At 61.1% G+C, this 22732-nt stretch carries 19 protein-coding genes; 4 read left to right on the top strand and 15 right to left on the bottom strand.

What is annotated here, in order from left to right; translation table 11 throughout:
- The 4 genes from MOV75_RS05690 to MOV75_RS05675 all read left to right on the top strand — a co-directional run.
- Positions 1 to 391 (top strand): hypothetical protein (locus MOV75_RS05690; protein WP_247005204.1); only part of this gene is annotated, 391 nt, incomplete at its 5' end.
- Between the two features lie 51 nt (positions 392 to 442).
- A complete protein-coding gene (locus tag MOV75_RS05685; RefSeq protein WP_246919279.1) occupies positions 443 to 1684 on the top strand; it encodes an efflux RND transporter periplasmic adaptor subunit in 1242 nt (413 codons plus the stop codon).
- The gene (locus MOV75_RS05680; RefSeq protein ID WP_246919283.1) at positions 1681 to 4803 is read left to right on the top strand and encodes an efflux RND transporter permease subunit; all 3123 of its coding nucleotides are present in this window, start codon (positions 1681 to 1683) and stop codon (positions 4801 to 4803) included. Before MOV75_RS05685 ends, MOV75_RS05680 begins: the two co-directional genes overlap by 4 nt.
- Positions 4804 to 5065: 262 nt before the next feature.
- Complete coding sequence (locus tag MOV75_RS05675; protein WP_247005203.1) at positions 5066 to 5830, top strand: hypothetical protein; 765 nt, start codon at positions 5066 to 5068, stop codon at positions 5828 to 5830.
- A 37-nt stretch (positions 5831 to 5867) separates the two neighbouring features.
- On the opposite strand, the gene MOV75_RS05670 is transcribed toward MOV75_RS05675, so the two are convergent.
- From MOV75_RS05670 to MOV75_RS05600, 15 genes are all read right to left on the bottom strand, one after another.
- Positions 5868 to 6317, bottom strand: coding sequence for a tetratricopeptide repeat protein (locus MOV75_RS05670; RefSeq protein ID WP_240536539.1), 450 nt, complete (start codon positions 6315 to 6317; stop codon positions 5868 to 5870).
- Between the two features lie 167 nt (positions 6318 to 6484).
- A complete protein-coding gene (locus MOV75_RS05665; RefSeq protein WP_247005202.1) occupies positions 6485 to 6883 on the bottom strand; it encodes a hypothetical protein in 399 nt (132 codons plus the stop codon).
- A 12-nt stretch (positions 6884 to 6895) separates the two neighbouring features.
- Entirely contained in the window at positions 6896 to 8551 is a 1656-nt protein-coding gene (locus tag MOV75_RS05660) for a type II and III secretion system protein family protein (protein WP_247005201.1), read from the bottom strand.
- A gap of 446 nt (positions 8552 to 8997) precedes the next feature.
- Complete coding sequence (locus tag MOV75_RS05655) at positions 8998 to 9417, bottom strand: pilus assembly protein (protein WP_309486926.1); 420 nt, start codon at positions 9415 to 9417, stop codon at positions 8998 to 9000.
- Complete coding sequence (locus MOV75_RS05650; RefSeq protein WP_247005199.1) at positions 9414 to 10751, bottom strand: TadG family pilus assembly protein; 1338 nt, start codon at positions 10749 to 10751, stop codon at positions 9414 to 9416. The genes MOV75_RS05655 and MOV75_RS05650 overlap by 4 nt, the downstream gene beginning before the upstream one ends.
- Before the next feature lie 9 nt (positions 10752 to 10760).
- Positions 10761 to 11192, bottom strand: a complete 432-nt coding sequence (locus tag MOV75_RS05645) for a hypothetical protein (protein WP_247005198.1) — start codon at positions 11190 to 11192, stop codon at positions 10761 to 10763.
- 51 nt (positions 11193 to 11243) lie between these two features.
- Positions 11244 to 11846, bottom strand: a complete 603-nt coding sequence (locus tag MOV75_RS05640) for an isoprenylcysteine carboxylmethyltransferase family protein (protein WP_247005197.1) — start codon at positions 11844 to 11846, stop codon at positions 11244 to 11246.
- A gap of 47 nt (positions 11847 to 11893) precedes the next feature.
- Positions 11894 to 12802, bottom strand: a complete 909-nt coding sequence (locus tag MOV75_RS05635; protein WP_246919606.1) for a type II secretion system F family protein — start codon at positions 12800 to 12802, stop codon at positions 11894 to 11896.
- Positions 12799 to 13731, bottom strand: a complete 933-nt coding sequence (locus MOV75_RS05630; RefSeq protein WP_247005196.1) for a type II secretion system F family protein — start codon at positions 13729 to 13731, stop codon at positions 12799 to 12801. Before MOV75_RS05630 ends, MOV75_RS05635 begins: the two co-directional genes overlap by 4 nt.
- Positions 13728 to 15152: a CpaF family protein gene (locus MOV75_RS05625; RefSeq protein ID WP_247005195.1), complete on the bottom strand. Its 1425-nt coding sequence runs from the start codon at positions 15150 to 15152 to the stop codon at positions 13728 to 13730. The genes MOV75_RS05630 and MOV75_RS05625 overlap by 4 nt, the downstream gene beginning before the upstream one ends.
- Positions 15149 to 16354, bottom strand: a complete 1206-nt coding sequence (locus tag MOV75_RS05620; protein WP_247005194.1) for a pilus assembly protein CpaE — start codon at positions 16352 to 16354, stop codon at positions 15149 to 15151. Before MOV75_RS05620 ends, MOV75_RS05625 begins: the two co-directional genes overlap by 4 nt.
- On the bottom strand, positions 16354 to 17319 hold the full coding sequence (gene cpaB, locus MOV75_RS05615; RefSeq protein ID WP_246919594.1) for a Flp pilus assembly protein CpaB: 966 nt from the start codon (positions 17317 to 17319) through the stop codon (positions 16354 to 16356). Before cpaB ends, MOV75_RS05620 begins: the two co-directional genes overlap by 1 nt.
- A 1-nt stretch (position 17320) precedes the next feature.
- Positions 17321 to 17827, bottom strand: a complete 507-nt coding sequence (locus tag MOV75_RS05610; RefSeq protein WP_247005193.1) for a prepilin peptidase — start codon at positions 17825 to 17827, stop codon at positions 17321 to 17323.
- Between the two features lie 100 nt (positions 17828 to 17927).
- Positions 17928 to 18143: a hypothetical protein gene (locus tag MOV75_RS05605; RefSeq protein WP_018458240.1), complete on the bottom strand. Its 216-nt coding sequence runs from the start codon at positions 18141 to 18143 to the stop codon at positions 17928 to 17930.
- A 516-nt stretch (positions 18144 to 18659) separates the two neighbouring features.
- Positions 18660 to 22732 (bottom strand): beta strand repeat-containing protein (locus MOV75_RS05600; RefSeq protein WP_369010442.1); only part of this gene is annotated, 4073 nt, incomplete at its 5' end.

Raw genomic sequence — 22732 nt, 5'->3', positions numbered from 1 at the left:
GGCGACCACGCAGCCGCCGCTGGGTTTGCTGGTGGCATCGCGGTCGTCGTCGCTGCGGATGGCGGTGGCGCTAGGCCCCCTTGCGCAATTCGCAGGCGGCCGAGGGGTGCGAAGGCCATGCAACCCCAATCAGACGATGGAGGAGATCGTGCGCCACACCAACCTATGGCTTCTCGGAGCCATTCTCGCAGCGCTTCTCGTTGTGGCGACTTGGTACTCCGTGGCGGTATGGCAGGAAACGCCGTCAATGCCGTTTTACCGCAACGCCATCCTGGCGGGGGCTGCAATCCTGATGCTGGTGTCCGGCTGCGGCCTGATTGCACTGATGTTCTATAGCCGCCGCAAGGGTTACGACGAGCCCGTGCGCAGCGATCGAACACCGCGGGAGTAACGAGGCGCCGGTGAAGCATCGGCCCGGTCCCAACGTTGCAAGGAGCGGACAATGAACCTTGCTGGCGTCTCGATCAGGCTGCTGGCGGCAACTCTCCTGACGATCATCGCCGGCGGGGTGGCCCGGACCCAACCCGCCGCGCCAGGGCCTCCCGCGGTCGGCGTCGTGGAAGCGACCAGGCGACCGATCACCGAGAGCAGTGAATTTCTCGGGCGGATCGAGGCGATCAATCGGGTCAATGTCGTTGCGCGCGTCACCGCATTCCTGGAACGGCGCCTGTTCGAGGAAGGCGCCGAGATCAGCAAAGGCGATGCGCTTTACCGGCTGGAGCGTGGTCCCTTCGAAGCGGATCTGGCATCGAAACAGGCGCAGGTGGCGCAGCTTCAGGCGACGCTCGAGAATGCCAAACAGACGACGGAACGCGCGCGAACCCTGCTCGGAGGCCCTGCCGGGCAACAGTCTACCTACGACGCCGCCATCGCGAACCAGCTCAGCCTCGAAGCCCAGGTCCAGGCCGCGCAAGCCCAGGTCCAGGCCTCCCGGATCAACCTCGATTACACCCAGATCAGCGCACCGATCGCCGGCAAGATCGGACGCACGGCATTGACGGAAGGCAACGTCGTCGGCCCAAGCTCGGGCGTGCTGACCACCATCGTCAGCCAGGACCCGATGCACGTCACCTTCCCCGTGCCGCTGCGCCAAGGGCTGGAGCTGCGGGAACGATACGGGCCGCAAGGTGGCCTGGAAGCCGTCGTCATCAGGCTGCGACTGCCCGACGGCCGCATGTACGGCCAGTCCGGCAAACTGAATTTCGTCGACAACACCATTGCCCAGAACACCGACACGATCACCGTGCGCGGCGAGATCGGCAATCCTATCCTGCGAGCGTCCTCGGCGGCCGGCGTCACCGTTCACGAGCTGACCGACGGCGAGTTCGTGACCGTCGTGCTCGAGGGCATCCAGCCGATCGAGGTGCTGGCGATCCCGCGCTCCGCCGTGCTCTCCGATCAGCAGGGCGATTATGTTCTCGCTGTCGGCGCCGACAACAAGGCCGAGCAGCGCCGCATCCAGCTCGGGCAATCGACCCCGACCATCGCGGCGGTCATCGCCGGACTCGCGGCCGGCGACAGGGTGATCGTCGAAGGCCTGCAGCGGGTTCGCTCCGGCCAGGTCGTTGCGCCGGGGCCGGCAAGTCCACTGATCCTGTCGAGCATGAAGGCTGCGGATGGTGCGGCTCCGCACGCAGCTCCCAGCACCTCCGGCAAGGCCGGCCGGGCGGACGACAAGCCATGATGTCCGCGGTCTTCATTGATCGTCCCCGGCTTGCGATGGTGATCGCCTTCATCATCACCATTGCCGGTGCGCTCGCGCTGATGCAGATCCCGGTAGCGCAATTTCCGGACATCGTGCCGCCGCAGGTCACGGTCTCAGGTACCTTCCCGGGCGCGTCCGCCGAAGTCGTCGAGAGCAGCGTCGCCCAGCCCTTGGAGGCACAGATCGTCGGCGTCGACCGCGCGCTCTACATGAAATCGACCAGCGCCAGCGACGGTAGCTACACACTGACGGTTTCGTTCGCTCTCGGCACGAACCCCGACATCAACACCGTCAATGTCAACAACCGCGTGCAGAGCGCGCTGTCGCAATTGCCGACCGAAGTGCAGCAGCAGGGGGTGACGGTCCGCAAGCGGTCCTCGTCGATCCTGCAATTCCTCGTGCTCTACAGCGCCAATGACGAGCAGGATCCGCTGTTCATCACGAACTACGCCATCATCAACGTGCTCGATGCGATCGCGAGCACCCCCGGAGTGGGGCAGGCCAATCTGTTCGCCAAGATGAACTACTCGATGCGGATCTGGTTCGACACGCAGCGGCTCACCAGCCTCAATCTCACGCCGTCGGATGTCATTGCCGCAATTCGCACGCAAAGCGTCCAGGCGCCGGTCGGCCGCATCGGCGCGCGCCCGATCAGCGACGACCAGCAATTCCAGTTCAACGTGCAGACCCTGGGCAGGCTCACCACCGTCGATCAATTCGCCAACATCGTGCTGCGCGCCAACCCGGACGGCTCGTCCCTGCTGGTGAAGGACGTTGCCCGTGTCGAGATGGGCGCGCAAAACCTCGACAGCGAAGCGCGGATCGACGGACGCGCGGCCGTTCCGGTCGCGATCTATCTGGCCCCGGGCGCCAATGCGGTGACCACCGCACAAGCCGTGGCGGCGACGATGCAGCGGCTGTCGCAGCACTTCCCCACCGGGCTGAGCTACCTCGTGCAATACGATTCCACGAGCTTCGTGCGCGACACCATCGCGGAGGTGTTGCAGACGCTGGGCGAGGCCTTCGTGCTGGTCGTGATCGTGGTGTACCTCTTCCTCGGCAATCTCCGGGCCACGGTGATCCCCGCGATCGCGGTTCCGGTGAGCCTGATCGGCACTTTCGCCGTCCTGCTCGTGCTCGGTTATTCGGCGAATACGGTCTCCCTGCTGGCGATGGTGCTCGCCATCGGCATTGTCGTGGACGATGCGATCGTCGTCGTCGAGAACGTCGAACGGGTCATGCAGGAGGAGCCGGACCTTTCCGCCACCGAGGCCAGCAAGAAGGCCATGACCCAGATCACCGCGCCGATCATCGCGATCACCCTGGTGCTGCTGTCGGTCTTCGTACCTATCGCATTCATTCCCGGCGTTTCCGGAACGCTGTTCCGCCAGTTCGCGGTGACGATCAGCGCCGCGATGATCATTTCCGCGTTGAACGCCCTGACCCTGTCGCCCGCTCTGTGCGCGCTGCTCCTGCGCCACACCGGGCCCAGGCGCGGCATCATGGGCCGCGTCCTCGGCTCCATCGACTGGATTCGTGACCGCTACAGCGGCGGCGTCCGCCGCCTCGTGCGCATCGCGAGCCTCTCCGTGCTGCTCGTCGCGCTCCTGGCCGCCGGCATCTTCGGCATGTCGCTGATCACGCCGACAGGTTTCCTGCCCGAGGAAGATCAGGGCGCCTTCTTCACCTCGGTCCAACTACCGGACGGCGCGTCGGTGGCGCGAACCAGCGAGGTCACCCAGCAGGTTGAAGACATCCTGAAGCAGATGCCGGCTGTCGACCACGTTCTTGCCATCGTCGGTTTTTCCCTGCTCGACGGCGCCTCGGAATCGAACAGCGCGCTGGTCGTCACGCGTCTGAAGCCATTTGCCGAACGCAAGGCTGCAGCAGAGTCTGCGCAAACGCTGATCCGGCAGACTTTCGCGGCCGGCGCGCAGATCCGACAGGCCAATGTGCTGCCGTTCAACCTGCCACCGATCATCGGACTCTCCACCGGCGGCGGATTCGAATACCAGCTCCAGGCATTGGAAGGACAGAGTCCGGCCGAAATCTCGAGCGTCACAAACGCACTGATCGGCGCCGCCAACGCCGATCCGCGTTTGGCGCGCGTCTTTTCCACCTTCACTGCGACCAATCCGTCGATCCATCTCGACATCGACCGCGGCAAGGCGCAAGCGCTCGGAGTGACGGTCAGCGACATCTTCACCGCCCTGCAGGCGACGCTCGGGGGCATCTACGTCAACAATTTCAACCGGTTTGGCCGCACCTGGCAGGTCAACGTCCAGGGCGAAGCGTTCGATCGCGGCGATATCTCGGACATCTGGCGCATCTATCTGCGCAATAGCACCGGGCAGATGGTGCCGATCAGATCACTGGCCGGGATCAGGATCGTGACCGGGCCTCAGGTGATCACCCGCTACAACAATTACCGCTCGGTGACGGTGAACGGCAGCCCGGCGCCCGGTGTCTCCTCAGGCACCGCGATGGCCGCGATGGCCGATGTCTCAAATGCCGTACTGCCTGCGGGTTATAGTTTTGCGTGGACCGGCACCGCCTATCAGGAGCAGCAGGCCGCCGGCCAGACCGGTACCGTGCTGATGCTTGCGGTGCTGTTTGCCTATCTGTTCCTGGTGGCGCTCTATGAGAGCACGGTGATCCCGATCCCGGTGCTGCTGTCGGTCGTCGTCGGCGTGCTGGGCTCCTACGTCGGCATCAAGCTCGCCGGCCTCAATCTCGACCTCTACGGCCAGATCGGGCTGGTGGTGCTGATCGCGCTCGCCGCCAAGAACGGGATTCTGATCGTCGAGTTCGCCAAGGAGCAACGCGAGGCAGGCGTGGCGCTCGAGGACGCTGCGATCCAGGGCGCGCATATGCGCTTCCGCGCGGTCATGATGACCTCCGTCGCCTTCATCCTTGGTCTCGTGCCGCTCGTGATCGCGACCGGCGCTGCAGAGCTCAGCCGCAGGGCTGTCGGTACAGCCGTGTTCGCGGGCATGCTCGCGGCGAGCTCGATCGGAATCTTCCTGGTGCCGATGCTCTACGTGACGTTTCAGCGTCTGCGGGAACGGATGAAGGGCAAGCCATTGCCTGCCCATTGAGTTGACCCGGCGAAAGTCCGGAAAGGCCGGGCAAGCGCTCCAGGCTCTTCGCCACCTCGCCGCACAGACCCACGGGCTTGCGTGTCCGCGGGGGCGAACCTTGGCTTCTGTTGGTAGCCTATCTCCTGAAGCTGTCCTTGGAACGGCTCACGCCCGCGGCCCGGCGCCTTTTCCGTTCCGATTGATCGAATCCTCGGGTACCCTATTCTATCCGCGTCGGCATAACTGCTGAAGTTGACAGATGGCTCCATGGAGAACGGAGATGGGCCGGCTCGATAAGCAGATGGATCCCGTCCACCCTGCCGCTCATCTGACTACGGAGGATCACGTCCCCGAAGATCTAGAGCTTGAGCAAGTCGACACGGCGTCGTGTGTTGATCCGGCCCGACAGGAAGCCGCCTCGTCGCCCGCGCATTTTGGGTCGGGCCGGGCGGCGGCCGGCGTAACGGGCTCTACAGACTGGATGGACCGAGCACGCCGCATCTGGCGGAGCCATCTCCAGCGCGATCAACTCCCCCGGACGGCCGGAGGGTCGATGGGAAACTTTGAGCGGTGGTTGATCGCATTGCTGAGCGTCGGCTTTGTCGTGAGCAGCGTTTGCGCGATCATTGTCTTCATGCAGGTCAACTCGCGCAAATTGGAGATCGCAGCACTGCAACGTGACATCATCGCACTCAAGCTACGCGTAGCCAGGCTCGATCAGATCGCAAGCACCAATGAGACAAAGGCAAGCAATGAAACACCCAAGCCGCCGTCGGAGGCCCGTCCTGACCAGGCTCCGCTCATCCTGTCACGTGAAGAGATTCAGCTTGTCCGAGACTATATCAAGCCTGCACCAATTGCAGGCTCCGCGACCGAGACGATCAAGGTCGGCGATCCCGTCGCAGGAGAAGCCGTGCCCTTTCCTTTTCCGATCACGGAGAAGGTGCGGAAACTGCTCGGCGCGCGATTTACCGTTCGCAATGGCATCATTGTCATCATCCGCAGCGGCAGCCGTCACGCTGATGCTGTGATCGGGCCAAATTGACGAGAACTGGCCGTGATCGCAGTATCCGATCGACCACTTATGGCTGGTTGTTTGGTGGTCTTTCAATGAACCGCCGGCTGCCATTGAGAAGCTCGAGATTATTTGCGATGACCGGATTGCCTGGGTCGAGCGAATAGGCCTTCTCGAACTTCCGTCGCGCCGCATTCAGATTGCCGCGCAGCATGTACGAATATCCCTGGTCATTCAGGATCTGAACGGTTTCGCCTCCCAGCCGGATCGCTTGCGCATAGGCCTGATCGGCCAGGTCGAAACGACGCAGCTTGTCGTAGCTCGCTGCGAGACCAATCCAGGCCGTGACGTCCTTGGGTGATTTCTCGACGGCGTCCTTGAAATAGCGCTGTGAGAGCCCGTAACTGCCGCGATTGTAATGCTCCAGCCCCAGCCGCACAGGCTCGTCCGACGGGTAGTACTTGACGTCGGTCGGCTCCTGCACCGGGTCCCCACCCGGTGGCTCGACCGGAGCCACGATGGCAGCCTCCCTCGTGGTATAGTCACATCCCGCAAGGCCTGGCGCCAGCCAGCAACAGGTCAGCAGTAGAATGGCACGTCGCATAATTTTTGTCCCCCGCCCGGCCCAGCGGACTCACTGCACCGCACGCAAATGTCCCTCGTAAACTCAACTACCAAAAGCCGCTACCTGCCCGCCGCCCCGCCCACTGGCACCGATACTCCCGCCGATGCTCCCGCACCCAATCCAGTTACGTTGACATTCTGCGTGACCGGAGGCCGCTGGCCCATGAGTTTCGTCGGATCGCCCATGTCGGGAAGCTGATCCACCGGCTGTTGCTGGTTGCCGTAACGGGTCACGGCCGAGCCCACACGTCGAGCGTCGTATGCAATCCGGCGATCGCCGACGTATCGCGGCCATGGATGGATTGTATGGGTCACGGCGTTGACCTGCTTGGCATCGCCGGCGGTCATCGTGATGCTGTTTGAACGCTGAAAGTAGCGGTCCACCTCGTCATGACCGGCGACGCCGTAACATCCCCCGAGCAGGATGGGCGCAAACAGAACCAGATACCTGATCGTCATCTCGCGCGTCCTCTAGTTTAGAGTTTTGACGACCGTCTGATCGGCACTAGCGGCCGGGACGACGATGGGGGCCCGGACTTCAGGCGCGATGATGTGGCCATACGGTCCCTTCACCTCGCCTCCGGAATTGACGTAGTCATTGTAACGCTTCCGGACTTCCATCTGGCCGTTGAGGAAGAAATCGACGTCGTTGGCGGGCAGACGGGAGTCGAGTGGCGAGGCCAGTTGCTGACCGGGTGCCGCCGGCGCCACCAGGCGCGGCGTCACGATGATCACCAGATCGGTCTCCTCCTGCTGATACGATTTGCTGCTGAACAGGCTTCCAATCACCGGCACCGAGCCGATCCAAGGCAGTTGCGAAACGTCCTGCCGATTCCGGGTCTGGAGCAGACCGGCGATCGCAAAGCTCTGGCCGTCGCGCAACTCAACCGTGGTTCGCGCGTCGCGGCGGGTCAGAGCAGGAACGGTCGTCCCCTGGATCGTCACCGCGTTGGCGAAATCAAGTTCGCTGACCGACGGCTCGACCCGCAGATTGATCACACCGCGCGAAAGAACAGTGGGGACGAAGGCGAGTTCAACACCGAACTTCTTGTAGTCAATTGTGATGGTGGGAAAGCCGTTTGTCGTCTGGGTCGGTATCGGTACTGGAAACTCACCGCCGGCGAGAAAGCGGGCGGCATCGCCGGACAGCGTGGTCAGATTTGGCTCCGCCAGCCGGCGTGCCAATCCCTTGGTTTCCAGCGCCGAGATCAATAGGTCCACCGAGCCGCCGCTGCTGGTCCTGATAATGCTGGTCAACAAGCTTCCGAACGGGGCCGGCGCGATGCCTCCCGCTGTACCGGCGAGCGTCCCCAGAGTTCCCAGTACCGGAAGGCTCCCCGTCGGGGGCGCGCCGACAGCGCCTCCTCCAGCACCGAGGGGACCATTGCTGGTATTGATACCGCCAATCGGTGATCGACCCGCGGCGGTCACACGACCGAGCCCGGTATTGCCGACGTTGGTACCATTGGCGTTCGCTCCATAGAGGTTGACGCCCAGGTTGCGTCCAGCCTCCCGGCTCACCTCGAGAAAGCGCACCTCGAGCATCACCTGTTGCGGCGCCGCGACGCTCATCGCGTTGACGACCACGCCACCTTTCGCGACCGTGCTGGTGGCGATCGCCATGGCCCGCTCGGCCGTAACTGCGTCGGCGGCGGTTCCGCTGAGCACCACCTGCCCCTCGGAAGCCGACACGCGGATACCCTGCCCGCCGGTGCTGGTCCGGATGTTCTGCTGCAGATTACCGGTATCGATCACGACCTCGACGTCGAGGATCCCGATCTGCTTCATCGAGCTGTCGAACAGGATGACGTTGGTGGTGCCGGTCTGCTTGCCCTGCACATAGATGAGATGATCGCTCAGCGACTTCACATCGACGATGTCAGACGAGCCCGCCACGATCGTCGCAAAGGCGGTGTCGACCTTGAAGGTCCGTGACTTGTTGACGACGAGCTTGACCCGCTGGACGTCGTTCATCTCGCTGACGATGACACCGCCGGAGGAGCCCCGCCGGTCTGCAGCCGCCGCGCGGTCGGTGAACCCAGACGAGGCGAGCGCCGCGCCCAGACCCATCACGCCGAAGGCGAGAAGCCTCCCGACCTTGTTACCCGAAACGCGATCGCCACTCATCCGAGTCCCCCCACCGCGATCCACGGAGATTTCCCGCAAATCTACGTGCTCGACGTCCTCAACATTTCCCCTCTGCGCACCACGTCGCAGAGCTTACATTCTGTCCCACTACAATTCGTTACTTCGTGTCTCCAAGATCATCCTCCCTCATGCAGGCAGGTTGCAAGGCGCGATACTTACCACACCGTCGCAAGCACAAAGAAAACTCTTCAATGTTGCCAACGCGCATCATTCCCACGGGCTGTGGGGAACTATCCCGCAGCACGACCGCCCTTGGCGCGCGCTCGCGTCGCGGCTTTCCTATCGAAGGACATTCGGTCGCACGCTTGGAGATTCGCCTGGCCGAGTGCAAATCACTCTGATGCAATTCCGCACCCGCGCATTTGGCCGAACTCGACCAACCTGGTTCCCGGGCGAAACATGTCAGGCATGCTGCCATATTCGCGCTAGAAGGGAATCTGGTTGGAGGCGCTCGGCGCATTGAGCGTTGTGCCCCATATGGGCATCAGCATCGTAAAGTTTGCCTGAGACGCTGTAACACTCAAGCTGTTGCTGTTGGCCCCCACGGTCAGCGTTGGCGTCAGGCCTCCGAAAAACAGGAAGGGGGCCGCGTTCTGCTTGGCGGTGGTGGACAGGGGATCCCCGGTGCAGCCAGCCGGCGACTGCGGCGGGCTTTGAAGCAAGGCAGGCGTATAGCAGCTGATCATGACCGCACGGGCGCCAGCACTCGCGAGCGTCCGCAAGGATTGCATCGTGATGGCATAGCGTCCAAGATCGAAGATGACGAACATCAATGTGAAAAGCGCCACGGATACCATGATAAATTCAAACGGCGCCATACCGCGATTGTCGAGCTTTCTCATCATTGCACCAAAGCGACAACTTGGGTGTAAATGATGGTGGCCGGCGCACAGCCTTGCGTGCTGAGATAGCCGCCACCGCTCATGTCGATCGTTTTCGCGATCACTTGCGAACAGGTCGTATTCGCACTTGAAGTCGTACCGGCCCAGCTAACGTCGACGTTGGGGAAGTAGATAGCCCCGCCCAGGCTAACCTGACCGCCACCGTTTATGGTGACCTTGTTGCTGGTCTTGCTCGGCGCCTGATCATCAATCAGGACGCCATTCAGATCAGAAGAGAACGTGTTAGTGGTGGGTGCGGAGAGATCAGCCGTACCCCCGTTGATGGTAAGCTGCGAGTCTCCGAGCAAGACGAGGGTTACGCCCGCGCCTTTCAATTGTCCGCCGGTCATCTTTATATTTGCTTTGTAGAAGAAATATGTTCCCGGGTCCAAAACGTACTTGTCGCCGTTCTGCACCGTGAAACTGCCGTAGGCTCCAGTTCCGGCGCTATTTGGCGCGCAATGCTTCCACCCATCCGCCTGAAGGGTGCATGGCATATTTGTATTGCCCGTCCTGCTATTGAACGATGCGGTGTCCAGCTTGCTGAGCGGATTGCTAGCGTACGTCATGAAATAGTTGTGCGGCACGCTAACATTGCTGCAGCTGCCCGAGGGGGTGCAGCCATTTACACCATAGACTGCCCATCCCGAGCCGGTGAACGTTGGAGTGCTGGCAAGTTGAACACTGGTATCCGACATCAGAGCGCAGCCAGTTCCGTTGTTGCTGAGGTTACCAGCAAGCTTGAGTGCGCCTGAGTCAGGTCCAAGCGCCAGGACGCAGGCCTTGGTCGGCTGCTGGACCATTGCAATGGCTTGGGCGGGGATGTTGACGGTGGTCAAACCCAGCACGGCCGCCAGGTACGCCGGTTGTTGCTGGCTGACTCTGGCGCGAACGGCGTTGCCCGTGCCCGCAACCGGCGTTGTAAAAGTGCCCGCATTGTAGTTGCCGATATCGATCTGCACGGCCCGCGAGACTCTGCTCGGAAGACTAGGCGAACACGTGGTGCCCGGATAGGGCGTGCTGTCGTTCGGGCTGGAGTTGCAAAACCCATTTTGGGCCGCGAATTCCTTGGCTTCATAATCCACAGAGTGCGTGCCGCAGGCCGCACCCGCCATCGTACATGAGAGCCGCAATGCGCCCGAATAGGCCGCTGAGTCGGCGGCGTTCTGTGCGTGCTGGCGGGTGACGTACCACGATCCAGCCTCGGCCCCGAGTGCGACTACTCCGATCAGCGGCACGAGAGCGATGACTGTTGCGAATGCGACGGAGCCTCGCTGGGAATGGAGCAGACTACGCATGGAAGCCCCCTACTGGAAGCGCTCTGAGAAAGGCAACGTGTAGGTACAAGTGGTGGGACACAGCACCCCTCTCCACACAATTGGAGCCAAAGTGATGGTTGTCGAGAAAGTAATGTACTTGGGAGAAGCTAGATTGCCTGGCGAACAGGCGGCCCCTGCGTCTCCGCACAAAACCTGAATGTTGCTGATCGCATGGCCAGCCACTGTCGTCTGTAGCCCTGTCTTCCAGCTCACCGTGCCGTCAGGGGCGAGCGGATTAGCGTACTGCACATACTGCCCGAAGGAGCGCAACGCGCTCCATGCGGAGATGAACTGGAAGCCCGCAGCAGCCAGGTCGGCGAGCGGCATGAGCAGGAACGCCACCAAAACTGGGTAGACGATCAATGTCTCAAACGCGACGGCGCCGCGTTGATCCCCGGTGAACGGCTTCTTGCGGCTCATGAGTTGACCTCGACCGATACTCATCCTTCCGGTCGTCGACCGGAACAGCACTCACCAAACGTAGGGGACCACTCTCCAGCGCGATGCTTCGTAACTGGAATATTCCGGGCAGCTGCGCCGAAGCAGGTCTTCTTCGTAATAAATTCGGCAAATCTGAACGCCGATATGCAACACGAGCAAGACCGCTGTCAGCGGTGTCGGGCTTCTCAGAACCACACCCAACACCGCGATTTCTTCCGCGAGGTAGAGCGGGTGCTTGATCCACCGGTACGGACCCGTTTGCACCACGTTGCGCGCCTGTGGCACCAGACTGAACGACCTGCCAAGATGTCGGATGGTGACCAGCATCATGATCATGCCGATCAACACGCACGCGGTGGACGCCAGGTTTGGCAACGCCTTGTCGGTTTCGCCGAAGAAGGCGATCGTCCACGGCATATAGGTGCCGACGAACGCCGCGATCCTTGGGAGACGGCCCTTCGCTTGCGCCTTCGCCGGGGGCCGCGTGATGATCAACAGCGCCAGGAGCACGTAGAAGACGGCGAGGCAAACACTCGACAGGAGCGATGGCCAGGGATCATGAGCCGATGATCCGATCTTGATGGCCACGCCAACCGCCAGCAACATGAACCACATGCCGCCGAACAGTTGCATTGTTCGATCGTAAGAGGACGGTCTCGAAAGGGCAATCGTGCTCATGGCTACTTACCGAAGCTGGCGAACGAACGCACGAGGTGCAGAATGGGACTTCCTCCCAAAATGACGAACATGGCTGGAAGCAGGAACAACACCATCGGAATGGTCAGCTTGGCGCCCAACTTGTGTGCTCTTTCTTCAAGCTTGGTGATACGTTCGCGCCGGAGGTCGACGGCGACGCTCCGCAGAGCCTGGCCCACGGGCGTTCCGTATTGCAGGCTTTGGCCGACCATGATTCCGAATCGGCGAAGCCCATCCGACGTAGCTCCCAGTTTCTCGAATGCGTCGCTGCGGCTTGGCAGGATCCGGAGATCATCAAGAAGGCTGCTCATGACCCGGGCTATAGCGGGATTGGTCTCCTGCATTTCTTGCGCTACACGTGCCAGCCCGCTTTCCAGGCCCATTCCCGCTTCGCTGCACACAACCAGCAAATCGATCATGTCCGGCGTGCCCAGCCGAATGGCGGCATCAAACCGTCGCTTCAGCACCGCCAGTATCAATCGCGGCGCCAAAATCCCGATCGCCACGCCGATAAGCGTGAAGACCAGCACATCCAGCAGTGCCTTCCCGAAAAGCTGAGCGACACCCCCGGCGATGATCGGGCATAGGGCCATGCTGACGGCTTTGACACCGATCCAGGTCGGCAAGGCTCGATGATGATTGAAACCTGACGATTGAAGGATGGTTCGTAGCTGATCCAGATTTTCCTCAGCATAGAACCGACGATACCGCATGCCGAGTGACGAAAACCAACCGGTCACGTCCTGGAAGGGTGCGGACCGGCCAGCAACGCCCATCACGGCGTTCGACACCCGGGCGTCCAATGTACGAACGTGTATTTCGCGGATAATCAACATGCAGGACGCAGTCCCAGCTGCCATCGCGAGGGCCACCAGACCAAGACCAAACGTCATAGCTCCGTTTCCCTTCTGACCATCCAACTTATGACCAGGGCTCCGACAAGCACCGAAAGGACTGCGTAAGCCAGCAGCTTGTTTCCAACCGGATCGGTGAACAACAGATCAACCGTTTGCGGATTGGCTGCGTATAGGACCCCACCTGCAATCAAGGGCGAGATTGTCAGCGCTCGTGAGGAAAAGATCACCTCTCCTGCCAGCGCCTTGGCGCGAGCGGCCAGCGCAACACGTTGCCTGACAGTGTCTCCCAGGTTCTGCAAGGTCTCGGCCAGGCTGCCGCCAGACTTCAATTGCACGGCAAGTGTCACCGCAAAGATCGCATACTCCGCCACCTGCGTTCGCCGATAGACAGCTTGGACAGCTTCTTCCGGAGGTCTACCCAGATTCACTTCGCTGCATACGATGGCGAACTGCCCAGCCGTTGGCTGCGGCATATCGCGCGCCAGGGCACGAAATGCCTCGTGCACAGGCAGACCCGATCGCACGGTACTCGTCACCAGCTGGATCGCATCAGGCAGCTGTCGAAAAAGCTGAAGAGCGAAGCGACGTTGCTGCCAGCCGAACAGGCCTCGTATCACAATGAGGGCCGCGATTGCGGCGACAATGGACACGTAGACGATGGAATATCCCAGCTGGCTGTTCGCATAAAGGACCGCTGCTGCTCCGAATGCACCGGCAAGCAGCACATAGGCCGGACGCAACGTGTAAGGTACATCGGGATTGTAGTTGGAGAGCCGATTGAGAAACTGATCCTGAGACCCGCCCTCCAAGCGGCGGATGGATGGTAGGTTAGCCGGATGCGACGTTGGCAGAGCAACCGCCAACTGGCGATTGATGCGTCTTTCCCGAGCGTCGAGCCACAACGAGATGGCTGCTGCGCACATCGCGAGCGCCAGAACAGTAACGATCACGGACTCCAGCATCATACTTGCCTCATGGCCTCGGCCCAAGCACCATCCAGCCCGAAATAGACAAGACGGCTCTTGAACTTCGGAGTTGCAAGGTTGGACTTATAGCTGCCCGATATCCGCCCGTTCACGTCCTCCTCTTGATACTCGAAGGCTGCGATGTCGTTGGTGGTGATCACCTCCCCTTCAAGGCCGATCACCTCGCTGATCTGAACGATGCGACGCTGTCCGTCCCGCATGCGTTCGACCTGCACAATGAGATCCAGCGCAGCGACGATCTGACTTCGAATGGCGCGCGACGGTAGATTGACCTGTCCCATCTGCACCATATTCTCGATGCGGGTCAGGGCATCCCGGGTACTATTCGCGTGTACCGTGGAGATCGAGCCATCATGGCCGGTGTTCATCGCCTGCAGCATGTCGAATGCTTCGGAACTGCGCACCTCGCCAACCACGATCCGGTCGGGACGCATGCGCAGGGCATTCACCAGCAGATCGCGTTGTGTCACCTGCCCTGTGCCCTCGAGGCTGGGAGGCCGGGTCTCCAGGCTGATCACGTGCGGCTGCTGAAGCTGCAACTCCGCCGCGTCCTCGATCGTGACAATGCGTTCGGTGTGATCGATGAACTGACTCATCGCGTTCAGGAGCGTCGTCTTGCCGGATCCGGTACCGCCGGAGACCAGAACATTGAGCCGCGAGCGGGCGGCGATCTCCAGCAAATGTCCGATGGCCGGGGTCATTGAGCCGTTTTCAATCAATCCGGCTATGTCCAAACGGCGGCTTGGAAATTTTCGGATGGAAATGCACGGACTATGGATCGCCAGCGGCGGGAGGATGATGTTGACCCGGCTGCCATCCAGCAGGCGACAATCCACCATCGGACTGGATTCGTCGACGCGCCGACCAACCTGCGCGGCAATCTTCTGAGCGACGGAAGCGATGTGGCCATTGTCGCGGAATCGCACCGCAATGCGTTCCAGCTTGCCGTTTCGCTCAACGTAGACATTACTCGGACCGTTCACCATGATATCGTTGATCGATTGGTCCAGCAGCAGCGGACGGAGCGGCCCGTAGCCGGTCATGTCGTCGGCAATTTCGTCCGCGAGCTGCAGCTGCTCGCGGCCCGACAGCTCGAGCCGCTCCTGGTTGGCAATTTGATGGATGATCTCCTCAATCTGCCGCCGAAGAACCTCCCGCGACACGGTCGCGGCCACCGCTGGCTCGATCTGCTCGATCACCCGTTCACGCAGCGAAGGCGGGATTATGGGTTGGTGGATCGGTGGTTCGTCGCGCCTTGGCGCAGGTGACGGCACGCTCGGTGCGGATGCAGCCGCGCTGGGCGGCGGCAAAGGCAAGCCCATCGCAGATGCAGGGAGGCTTGTCGCCAATGAAGATACGTGAGCTGGCGCGTCGTCTTCACGCCTACCAAATTTTTTCATCGCAGATGTGCAGTGAGCACCCTCCTCCACCAGCCAGTCCGCTCGGCAGCGACACCGCTGATCTCCCGTACGATCGGTGCCAGGTGACGCCGCAATTTTCTGACGTGCTTCAGAGCTGGAATTCCCAGATTGAGCGCCTCGGTCATGCCCTTTCCGAGATCGGGAACGACGATGTCGGGCTCTGCACCCAAGGCCTTGACAACTGCCGCCCTCGGAAGCCCCCCGGGACGGCCGGCCCGGTTGAGCAAGGTAAAGACCCGGTCTTTGCCCGCGATGTTGATCACGGCCGCGCGTAGCGCATGGGCATTGCGAAGTCCGGTCACCTCGGATTCGAGCAGCACCATCACATGACGGGAAAGCGTAATCACGGGATAGATCGACGGCGGAAACGGGACGGGTACATCGACGACGATGTAGTTGAACCGTTGACGCAGCAGACCCAGCACGTGTCGTACGCCAGCTTCCGTAATTTCGAGCTGCGCATCGAGGTCCTCGTCGGCCGAGACCAGGCAAACCCTTTCGTTGACTTCGATTGCCGCGCGCTCGAGGAAGAGTGTGTCCGCCCGCATCGGATTCTCCAGAGCGATACGCAGCCCCGGCCCGGGACGAACACCCAGCATCACGGCAGCCTCGCCGCCCTGCAAATGAAGATCAAGCAGCGCCACCTTGGCCTTGGTTGTCTCGGCAAGTTGCAGCGCCAGATTGATCGCGATGCTCGTGGCGCCGGCGCCGCCCTGCGCCCCGCAGATCGAGACCACGTGCCCGCCACGATCGATCTGGTTGGCTGCCACGTCGCCGAGCAGCTTGGGGCGCAGCTTGTCCAGCACCATATCGCGCGTGAGCGGCCGCGGCAGATACTCGGTCAAGCCGAGCTCCAGGAGCTCCCGGTAGAAGGTGATCTCCCTGTTATCGCCGATCACGGCTACGCGGACATCGGGCGGACAGACGCCGGCCAGCCTTTCCAGTTCGGTAAAAGGATCATCGATGCCACTGATGTCTACCACCAGCGCAAACAGGTCGGTGTCGGTTTCAAGCATCCGTATGGCATTGCGGATCGTGCCGCGCCTGATCGAGAGGTTGGCGCCTTCGAGCCCCTTGCGCAGCGCCGCAGCGCTGAGCTCATCATTTACGAAACCGATGATGCGGTTACGCGTGACGATCGACGTCGATTCTTCAGGCGGAGTGGCTATGGCAATGTTCATCAACGTTTCTCCGACAACCTGTTATCGTAACCCACCGCCGTTGCAGTCGGGCGTCCAGCTTCCGATGCACCGTCGCAGCTGACGAGAGCGTCTTCTACTTGCTTCCTTACCGTGTATTGTTTGACCTCACCGCCTGAATGAACGACCACTGCCGTTCTCTGTGCGGAAATTGCATACTGGCGGGCAAGTTCAGGCGACACATCACAGCTCGACATCGCGCCGGTGTCTGCCTTGTCCCACTGATCGACCGCTGCGCGCACGGCCAAGGAAACCGTCCCGAGCTGCTTTGCGACGGTGACTTTCTTGACCTGTACCGGCGTAAGCTCCAGTGACACGGTCTGCGTTTGCTTACCTGCCATCCCGCTGATGGGGCGTGCGCCCTGCACGATCTCCTGATCGATCGCGATGACTCGAACATTGCGCAGAATGGTTTCGCTCAGTGCGCGACGCGCGGTGTCGACTTTCTCGAAGACCTGGGTCAACACGACGTCCACGTGATCGCCTGGCCTGATGAGGCCCGAGACACCGGCCTCCTCGTCAACCTTGATGCTGATGGCAAGGCTGTCTGGCGCCAGGACACTGGCGAGGAAACCCCGGTCCCGCGGACGCAGGATATCCTGCAACGTAACGGGACTGCCCGCTTCGACGAAGTTGCGGATGAGAGAACCCGGAAGTCCGGCCTTGGACTCGGGGGCGTCAAGGATAGCCCCCGGGGGAACGCGCTCCGGCGGCACCGAGCGCACGGTGAAATCCTCTTCGCGGGCCAACGTCCCCCTCGGCAATGGCCGTGCCGCGACAAAGTATCCGGCGGTCGCCGGCGCCGCCGGCGCTAGGGGCATCGCTGTCACTTGTACCGGGACCGGAGGCTGCGCCTTCGGCAGGTTCATGCTATAGGCAATCAGTCCAAACGCTGTGGTTGCAAGCAAAAGCACCACGATGATCGACAGACGCAGCGCGGATGACATTTCATGATCCTTTGCTCAAAATGGTCCAGATGCCGCCACAGGCGATAGCAACTCCGTAAGGCAGCGGGGCGTGTCGCAAATGGCGCCAACGCTCGATCGCGTAGATCCGCCGTGCGAGCGACGATCCGGCGGGTGCCAGCCTGGGATACGGCAGGTGACGCATCATCAGATGCACCAAGGCGAGAACGCCGCCGGCCAGCACGGTGACCGTCAGCAACTGCATCACGCCGCTCGGCGGGAGACCAACCGCCAGGGCAACCAGCAGCTTGACGTCGCCGCCGCCAATTCCTCCGCGCGCGTATAGGACAAAAAGGAGCAGGAAGAGGATCGCGGCTGCGATCAGCGACACGGCGACTTCTATCGGGCTGGGCAATTGACCGGCGATCCCAAGGAGCGCCAGCGCGAGACAAAATTCGTTTGGGATCGAGCGCGTCGCGACGTCTATCGTTGCGACATAGAGCAACAACAGGATTTCGAGGATCGAGATGGTGGGAGCAATCCAACTCATGAAATGCACGTTTCAAAAAAGTGGAAGGCAAACTAGCGGGAGCAGTCCTGCAGGAGGGGGGCAGCTTGGATTGCCCCCCTCTGGCGCCAGAATGGCTGTATCAACCAGCGATCGCAGTAGTGAAAGCGGTGGTGATTGCGGTGATGCCGGTCGTTAGCGCCGCCCCGATCTGCCCACCAGCTCCACCACCGAACACGGCACCCACTGCGCCAACGATGCAAACCGCGACGATGATGTACTCGAATGACACCACGCCATCCTGGTCCGTTCGCAGACGCTTCAACGCTTCCTTGGTCTCGATGTAATATTGCAACATTTGGAAGAATCCCTTCTTTCAAGATGAATTTGCAGACACCTCGGCAACTTCCAGCGGCTGCGGATTTATGTCCGGCCCCGCCAGCGATAAACTATCCATTAAATGTTTATTATCGTCAACATTTAATATATAATGTCTTTTGAATTAACCTTACCCGGAATGAGCCGCGGCGAAAATTAAAGATGAAGCGAGAATCGGCAAAAACGTCGTAATACGAGGACGATAGCCGACCCGATAATCGATGCTTGGGCAGAGCGCCGGCTGAGAGCCGATATGAATTCACCGGAATAGTACGGGCAACCGCAGTAAAATTTTATTATTCCGCGATTCAATAATTATGTGATGGAAAATGAACTGGCAACCTGTCGATCCACTCGCAAAATCGAGCGGATGATGCGACCAGGCCGGCGCGCATGGAGCAGATTTCGCGGCATGCGGAGGGCGCGAAGCGAGACATCTTTCCACGACGATTGAGGCGATCCCTCCCAGCGCCTCGAGCCATCGCCTCGCAGCGCGTCAGACTAGATACTCGTGGTAGCTGATAAGCGTTCCCATGTTCTTGTCTGCCTCTGTCTGGAAGCTCGCGGGATCGTACTGGCCCAACAGGCTGATGTTGGCGGTATGAACGCCGTCAGTCACCGAAAGGATACCTCCAGTGCCGGCCTGATTTGCGACATAGCTAGCGGTCGTGCCGTCCCCGAATGCGACGTCGAGGAGATCCAGGTGGTCATTTCCGTCAAACCCGGACACGACTCCGCTGAAGTCGAAGGAGTCATGGAGCACGATTGTCCCGGTCGCTGCGGCATCGAGCGCGACATGCGCAGATGAAGCCGCTCCGAACTCGATCGTAGCCACGCCATCCATCAGTGCCGTGCCGCTGCCGCTTACACTGCCGTTGAGAGTGATGTTGGCTCCATGGGCCCACAGCAGCCCTGAATTGTCCACGTTGCTGTCGATGACCAGGCCGCCGCTGCCGCTGGCCATAATCGTCCCGGAATTGACGACGGTGTTGTCGCTGGTGTCAATCTCGAGCGCGTTGGTGCCCGTCGCGATGATTGTACCTTGGTTGACAAGGGTCAATGTCCCCTCGCCAAGCTGTCCGGCTCCGGAAATGGTATTGTCGACGTTGGTCAGCGTGACATCGGAAACAGCACCACTGACGGTGTTCTCGCTATTGTCGGACAACAGCACCTGGCCGCCACCTTCAAGCAAAACACCGTGTCCAACAAGTTGGAGGTCGGTCTCGGCGCCGGTCGAATTCAACGAGATCGTGCCCGTATTGTGGATGTTGCCGGACAATGGCAGCAATGCGCCGTTGCCGATTGTCATTGTGCCGGCATTGTCGACCATGGGCTTGAAGTCGAAGACGAAGTCGTCCGCTGCGAGCGAGCCGGCATCGACGCCATCCAAAGTGATCGTTTGACCGTCGGCCAGCGCAATGACGGCATTACCTTCATTGTCGGTCGACAGATGCGTCTGCACGTCCGCGAACGTCTTGAAGCCGGCGTAGCCAATCAGGTCGATCTGATCATTCGCAATCTCGAAATCATAGATGACGTCGTGGCCGATCGGCTGCGAGAATACAAGCAGATCGCTGCCACTTGACGCTGTGAGATAGTCGTCGCCGGAAATGGCGATGATGGCGGAGCCGGCTGCAAAAGCTTCAACATTGTCAGCGAATGTCTCGACTACGGCCGAGCCATCCGGCTGCATCCGAGTCACGGTCACGTCGAGGTGCAAAGCTCCGGCGAAACTGACTGGCGATGTCACCGTTAGCGAGCTGACGTCGGTCGTCTCGATCGTCCACTTGCCGTCGGGGAGCAGCGTCCCACCATTTAGTGTCCAGCCGGCGGGCATGCTGGCAACAGTGACCGTGGCGAATTGCCCCTCATTGGCGGGCGAGTCGGTCAGACCCAGATTGATGGGCTGCCCCGATACGCCCGCAGGAGCAAGCGCCGTTCCAAACGCAAAGTCCGCCGCGCTAAAAGCACCGGTTATGCTAGCCAGAGTGGTCAGGTTGTCCAAATCTGCAACGAGTATCGCGCCGCCTGCCACGCTCGGATTGGGATCGTAGTAGACCTGCGCGTGGCCCACTGTCGAATTGTGGAACACGAACAGGGCCCCTGTCGTGATATTGGAATAACCGTTGATCGTCGATTGAACTGTCGCTGTCGTCACGGATGCGTCGGTTTTTACGCCGACCTCCGTGTTGGCGAGATTTATCGCAGCGTTGTTGCCCGTTCTGACGTTTTCAACGCTTGTATCGACATCACCAATGACGAATCGCCCAGCGGCTACCGTAAATTCCAGCTTATCCCCTGAGGTGTTGAAGTCGGTGATGTGGTCACCCGCGTCGGTGACAGCGAGATAGGCGAATGTATCGTTCCCGCCACCACCAGTCAGCGCGTCTGCGCCACCACCGCCCACGATCCTGTCCGCGCCAGTGCCTGCGCCACCGTTGATCGTGTCGTTACCTGAACCGCCCTTGAGGGTATCATCACCACCGTTTCCTGAACTGCCCATGATGACAAAAGATCCGGACGTGACTGCGCTAGCATCTACGACCAGGTCGCCGTTACCAGTGATGCCGGATCCGTCAATCGTGAGCGTTCCTCCGTTTTGGAATGTCGAAAGGAATGTCAGGACGTCAGTGTGATTTCCGCTGTTGCCGTCACTTAGACTTATTGTTTCGAAGTTTGTCAGGCCAATGCTTCCTGCACCATCGCCGAACGTGAATGGCCCCAGACCACCACCACTGAGGGCGAGAGTGTCCGCACCGCTTCCCCCAGTCAGCATGTCACCGTTGTTTAGCGTTAGGGGAGATTGCGTTCCGGTCACAGTATTGGTGCCCGATACATAGAAGACGGTATCGGTGCCGGTCGTGAGCGCGAAGGGACTGGGGCTCGTGACCGAAATGGTCACCGTGTCGACATCGGTCAGTGCCCCACCCGCTCCGGTGTGGCCATTGTCGTTTGTTGTCATGGTCAGAGTGCTGGTTCCGGCAAAGTTCGATGTCGGAACGTAGTTGACCGTCGAGGCCAGGGTAGAATTGATGGCGCTGACTGTTCCGGTCAGTGTCACCGTCGACGTTCCGCTGCCGCTGATCCCTGCGGTACCTCCTGAAACGGTCAAGGTGCCGTTGGTTACCGACAACGTGATCGTTTCGCTGGCGCCGTCCGAGTCGGCATCGAAGATGCTAAGTCCAGTGATCGCCTTTGTCGTGTTGACGTTTGTCGTCTGTGCTCCCGGAACCGTGTTCACCGGCGCGTCGTTGACCGGGATGACCGCGACGGTCGAGCTCACGATATTGCTGGCGTGGCTGGCCGTCTGGCCGTCGTCAACCTGATAGCTGATGGTGCGGGTCGCGCCCGACGGATTGTCACCCGAGTTCGAATACGTCACGGAGCGTAGAGCCGCCTGGTAGTTCGCAGCACTCGACGAACCCGTCAGGGTCATCACCCCAGTGCTGACGTTATAGCTGCCGGTGATGCCGTTCTGATTGGTAAAACCGAGCACATCCTGGCCGGAGGCGAAGTTGCCTGTGATCGAGACCGTCGCGCCGGTCAGGTTCGTGCTATCAATGTCCGACACGACCAGCGCCGTATCGATCGCGGTCGCCGCCTGCCCCTCGGTATAGGACAGTGAGCCGCCATTGGCGTTCAGCACCGGCGCATCGTTGCTGCCGGTGATGGTGACCGTCACGATGCCGCTCGCGGTGCCGTCCTGGCTGGTGACCGTGAACTGGTCCTGGACCTGCTGGCCGGCGGTGAGCTCATTGTGGGCGCCGTTGCCGGTGTAGCTCCAGGTGCCGTTGGCATCGATCGTGAAGTCGCCGTAGGTCCCGTGGACGTTCGATTGCGCCACGACGTGGGCCTGGCCCGTATCCGGGTCGGTGATGGTAAGCTGGCCGCTCGTGTTGAGCACCGCCGCGGTATCACCCTCGGTGACGGACTTCGAGTCCGATGAGACCGTGGCCGCATCATTGCTGCCGGTGATGGTGACCGTCACGGTACCGGTGGCGGTGCCGTCCTGGCTGGTCACGGTGAACTGGTCCTGAACCTGCTGGCCGGCGGTGAGCTCGTCATGGGCGCCGTTGCCGGTGTAGCTCCAGGCCCCGTCGGCATCGATCGTGAAGTCGCCATAGGTCCCGTGGACGTTCGATTGCGCCACGACGTGGGCTTCGCCAGTGTCGGGGTCGGTGATGCTGAGCTGGCCGTTGGTATTGAGAGCCGCCGCGGTATCGCCTTCGGTGACGAACTTCGAGTCCGACGAGACCGTGGCCGCATCGTTGGTGCCGGTGATAGTCACCGTCACCGTGCCGCTCGCGGTGCCGTCCTGGCTGGTGACCGTGAACTGGTCCTGAACCTGCTGGCCGGCGGTGAGCTCGTCGTGGGCGCCGTTGCCGGTGTAGCTCCAGGCCCCGTTGGCATCGATCGTGAAGTCGCCGTAGGTCCCGTGGACGTTCGATTGCGCCACGACATGGGCCTGGCCCGTATCCGGGTCGGTGATGGTAAGCTGGCCGCTGGCGTTCAATGCGGCGGCAGTGTTGCCTTCGGTGACGGACTTCGAGTCCGACGAGACCGTGGCCG

This window comes from Bradyrhizobium sp. PRIMUS42, assembly GCF_023006515.1.
In the GTDB taxonomy this organism is placed as follows: Bacteria; Pseudomonadota; Alphaproteobacteria; order Rhizobiales; family Xanthobacteraceae; genus Bradyrhizobium.
Note: the sequence above shows the minus strand (reverse complement) of the source record. Positions and strands in the feature narration are given on the sequence as shown.

Bases quoted from the DNA above. Each gene is read 5' to 3' on its own strand.
- MOV75_RS05685 (WP_246919279.1), top strand. From the start codon at position 443: ATGAACCTTGCTGGCGTCTCGATCAGGCTGCTGGCGGCAACTCTCCTG.
- cpaB (WP_246919594.1), bottom strand. From the start codon at position 17,319: ATGTCATCCGCGCTGCGTCTGTCGATCATCGTGGTGCTTTTGCTTGCA.
- MOV75_RS05625 (WP_247005195.1), bottom strand. From the start codon at position 15,152: ATGAAAAAATTTGGTAGGCGTGAAGACGACGCGCCAGCTCACGTATCT.
- MOV75_RS05640 (WP_247005197.1), bottom strand. From the start codon at position 11,846: ATGCAACTGTTCGGCGGCATGTGGTTCATGTTGCTGGCGGTTGGCGTG.
- MOV75_RS05675 (WP_247005203.1), top strand. From the start codon at position 5,066: ATGGGCCGGCTCGATAAGCAGATGGATCCCGTCCACCCTGCCGCTCAT.
- MOV75_RS05680 (WP_246919283.1), top strand. From the start codon at position 1,681: ATGATGTCCGCGGTCTTCATTGATCGTCCCCGGCTTGCGATGGTGATC.
- MOV75_RS05620 (WP_247005194.1), bottom strand. From the start codon at position 16,354: ATGAACATTGCCATAGCCACTCCGCCTGAAGAATCGACGTCGATCGTC.
- MOV75_RS05610 (WP_247005193.1), bottom strand. From the start codon at position 17,827: ATGAGTTGGATTGCTCCCACCATCTCGATCCTCGAAATCCTGTTGTTG.
- MOV75_RS05635 (WP_246919606.1), bottom strand. From the start codon at position 12,802: ATGACGTTTGGTCTTGGTCTGGTGGCCCTCGCGATGGCAGCTGGGACT.
- MOV75_RS05630 (WP_247005196.1), bottom strand. From the start codon at position 13,731: ATGATGCTGGAGTCCGTGATCGTTACTGTTCTGGCGCTCGCGATGTGC.
- MOV75_RS05605 (WP_018458240.1), bottom strand. From the start codon at position 18,143: ATGTTGCAATATTACATCGAGACCAAGGAAGCGTTGAAGCGTCTGCGA.
- MOV75_RS05650 (WP_247005199.1), bottom strand. From the start codon at position 10,751: ATGCGTAGTCTGCTCCATTCCCAGCGAGGCTCCGTCGCATTCGCAACA.
- MOV75_RS05660 (WP_247005201.1), bottom strand. From the start codon at position 8,551: ATGAGTGGCGATCGCGTTTCGGGTAACAAGGTCGGGAGGCTTCTCGCC.
- MOV75_RS05655 (WP_309486926.1), bottom strand. From the start codon at position 9,417: ATGATGAGAAAGCTCGACAATCGCGGTATGGCGCCGTTTGAATTTATC.
- MOV75_RS05665 (WP_247005202.1), bottom strand. From the start codon at position 6,883: ATGACGATCAGGTATCTGGTTCTGTTTGCGCCCATCCTGCTCGGGGGA.
- MOV75_RS05645 (WP_247005198.1), bottom strand. From the start codon at position 11,192: ATGAGCCGCAAGAAGCCGTTCACCGGGGATCAACGCGGCGCCGTCGCG.